Origin of the sequence: Falsiroseomonas oryzae (assembly GCF_027856955.1) — a bacterium.
GTDB classification, from domain to species: Bacteria; Pseudomonadota; Alphaproteobacteria; order Acetobacterales; family Acetobacteraceae; genus Falsiroseomonas; species Falsiroseomonas oryzae.
On the sequence record NZ_JAPSMD010000550.1, the window covers coordinates 1 to 3,003 of the forward strand.

Annotated in this window: 4 protein-coding genes; 1 reads left to right on the plus strand and 3 read right to left on the minus strand. The window is 74.2% G+C overall.

The genetic code is table 11. The features are described 5' to 3' along the window. On the minus strand, positions 1-928 hold a 928-nt coding region (locus tag OZN99_RS28660), incomplete at its 3' end, for a Bug family tripartite tricarboxylate transporter substrate binding protein (protein ID WP_270938627.1). A 140-nt stretch (positions 929-1,068) separates the two neighbouring features. Then, positions 1,069-1,425: a hypothetical protein gene (locus tag OZN99_RS28665; RefSeq protein ID WP_270938628.1), complete on the minus strand. Its 357-nt coding sequence runs from the start codon at positions 1,423-1,425 to the stop codon at positions 1,069-1,071. 115 nt (positions 1,426-1,540) lie between these two features. Here OZN99_RS28665 and OZN99_RS28670 point away from each other — a divergent pair, with 115 nt between their 5' ends. Beyond that, positions 1,541-2,572, plus strand: coding sequence for an acyltransferase family protein (locus OZN99_RS28670; RefSeq protein ID WP_270938629.1), 1,032 nt, complete (start codon positions 1,541-1,543; stop codon positions 2,570-2,572). A 7-nt stretch (positions 2,573-2,579) separates the two neighbouring features. Here the strand turns inward: OZN99_RS28670 and OZN99_RS28675 are convergent. Continuing rightward, positions 2,580-3,003, minus strand: a 424-nt coding sequence (locus OZN99_RS28675) for a thioredoxin family protein (protein ID WP_270938630.1), incomplete at its 5' end; no start/stop codon positions are given.

Below are 3,003 nucleotides of genomic sequence, written 5' to 3' on the forward strand. Positions count from 1 at the left end.
CGCGGAACTCGCCGACGAAGCGCTGGAACTCGGCGCCCATCGGCGCCGGCCGCCGCGCCGCGGAGGCCAACTCGTCGAGGCGGGAGGCGACCTCGGGCCGCGCGATCACGCCGGGGATGGCGGCCGCGATGCGCTCCGCGACGGCGGGCGGCAGGCCGCGCGGGGCGCTCACGCCGATCCACTGCGTCATCGTCGCGCGGCCATAGCCCAGCTCGGCCAGCGTCGGCACCTCGGGGAAGGCGGCCAGGCGCTGCTCGGTGGAGACCGCCAGCGCGCGCAGCGTGCCGTCCTTGATCTGCGCCACCAGGGTGGTGATCGGCGCGTTGATGCACTCCACCTGGCCGGCCATCAGGTCCTGCAGCGCCGGCGGCGTGCCGCGATAGGGCACGTGGTCGAAATTCGTCGCGCCGGCTTCCCGCGCCACCACCGCGCCCATGATGTGCTCGGCCGAGCCGACGCCGGAGGAGCCGTAGCGGATCGGCCGCGTCCGCGCCGCAGCCAGCATCTCCGGCAGGCTGCGGAAGGGCGAGCGGCCGGTGACCACCGTGACGGTCGGCGCTTCCGCCAGCATGCCCAGGTGCACGAAATCGGCCACCGGATCGTAGGGCAGGGCGGGCAGCACGCCCGGCGCGAAGCCGAAGGGGATGGCGTGACTGACCGCCAGGGTCAGCCCGTCCGGCGCGCTTTTCGCCACCGCATCTGCGGCGATGGTGCCGGAGGCGCCGGTGCGGTTCTCCACCACGATGGTTGCGCCGATCGCCTCGCCGAGCGGCCCGGCGACCAGCCGCGCCACCACATCGGCCAGGCCGCCGGCGGGGAAGCCGGCAATGAAGCGCACGGTCCGCGGGGCCTGGGCCAAGGCGGAGCCGATCGTGGGGGCTGCGAGAAGGCTGGCGCCTGCGAGCAGCAGGTGGCGACGCTGCATCATCTTTGGGTTCTCCCGGACCATGCCGGCGCGGACCTGCCCACCGCTTGCGCAGCGTCGCGCCGGATCCGCCCGGATGGCACGGAACCCTGCAAGGCCGGTGCCACGGGCCCGGCGCCGCCGCCTCCCCGCCCTCCCAGGCCTCAGCGCGTCCAGGGCGAGAAGGGCAGGGTGCCCGGCGACACCGGCGGGTGCTCCGCCGGTCGCGTCGGCGGGGTCAGGTTCAGGTAGAGCTGCGGCATGGGCCAGGGCGCGCCCTCGGGCAGGGCGGGCTGCAGGCCGGGCTGCAGCGCCTCACCGCAGGATGGCCGCAGCACGCCACAATCCCAGCGATACCCGTCGGGCCGGCCGGAGACGATGCCGCCCCGCGCATAGCCGCAGGCACAGAGCTTTCCCGACATGCACGCCACGGCGCCGACGCGATCCTGGTTGCAGGCCGGGATCTCCTGCGGCGCAGCCGGTAAGGCGAGGAGCGGCAGCAGGAGAAGCAGTCGGATCATGGCCCAAGGCTGGGCCGGAGACGTGAACGGAGCCTTGAGACGACACACCGAACCGTGACGCCGCCGGCAACCGTGCATGGTCTATGGCCCGACGACATTCCCTTCCTGAGCTCGCATGACGTCCGCCCGCCGCTACCTTCCCGCGCTCGACGGCCTGCGTGGGCTGGCGGCCATCTGGGTCTTCGCCCTCCACCTGCTCGACACCGGCGGGCATCACTGGACGCCCGGCTATCTCGGCGTCGACCTGTTCTTCGTGCTGTCCGGCTTCGTGCTCTCGCACGCCTATGCCGGCGGGCTCCGCACCGTGCCGGACTACCGGCGCTTCCTGCATGCCAGGGTCGCGCGCATCTATCCGCTGCACCTCGTGACGCTGCTCACGATGGCCGGGCTGGTCGTGCTGTGGCCGGCCTTCGCCGGGACCTACCCGGACCCGGCGCGGCGCTTCGGCTGGGATGCGTTCCTGGCGCAGCTGCTGCTGGTGCAGAACTGGGTCCATTTCCTGCCGACCTCCTGGAACGCGCCGGCCTGGTCGCTGAGCGCGGAGTGGGCCGCCTACCTGGCCTTTCCCGCTGTCCTGTTCGCCGCGAGCCGGGGCCGGCGGCCCTTCGCGCTGGCGATGGGCTGCATGGCCACGATGCTGCTGGTGCTGGTGGCGGCCGGCGCGCCGGGGGGCGGCACCGGCGCGCCGGCCATGGTGCGCGTGGCCTTCGGCTCCCTCGCGGGCTGCCTGGTGCACCGCGCCTACGTCACGGGCGTCACGCTCCCCCCGCTCGCCACGACCCTGGCCGCGGCGACGCTGCTCGGCATCGCGCACATTCCGGGGCTGGCGATGCTGGGCACGCTGGCCTTCCCGCCGCTGGTGCTGCTCTGCGCGCGGGGCGAGGGGGCGCTGGCGCGTCTTTGCGCCACACGCCTGGCCGTCTGGGTCGGCGTGATCTCCTACTCGCTGTACCTCTGGCACTGGATCGTCATCCAGGTGGCGGCACGGACACTGAAGGACGCCGTCCCGATGGGCGTGTTCTACGCGGTCGTCGCCCTGATCGTGCTGGCGGTGAGTGCCGCATCGCATGCGTGGCTCGAGAAGCCGGCCCGGCTGTGGGTGCTGCAGCTGCCCGGCGCGCGGCGCGCCCTGCCCGCGACGCGCTGAGGGGTCGCTACGACCCGTCCAGCGCCTGCAGCACGATCCCCTCGGTCAGCAGCTGCGGCAGCACGACCGGCTCCGCCGCGCCCGGCGCCCAGAGCAGATACAGCGGGACGCCTTCCCGCCCGTGCTCGCGCAGCAGCGCGCCGATGGCCGGGTCGCCGCGGGTCCAGTCGGCCTTCAGATACGCCACGCCGCGCGCCGCGAAGGCGTCCTGCACCACGGCGCTGCGCAGCGCGATGCGCTCGTTCACCTGGCAGGTGATGCACCAGGCGGCGGTGGCGTTCACGAAGACCGGGCGGCCCTCCGCCCGCAACGCCTCCACCCGCGCCGCGGACCAGGCCTCGGCGCCCGGGACCAGGTCGGCCGCGGCCGCCGGTGCCGAGGACAGCCTCGGCAGCAGCGCCAGCGCGCCCAGCACCGCCAGCCCGGCCGCC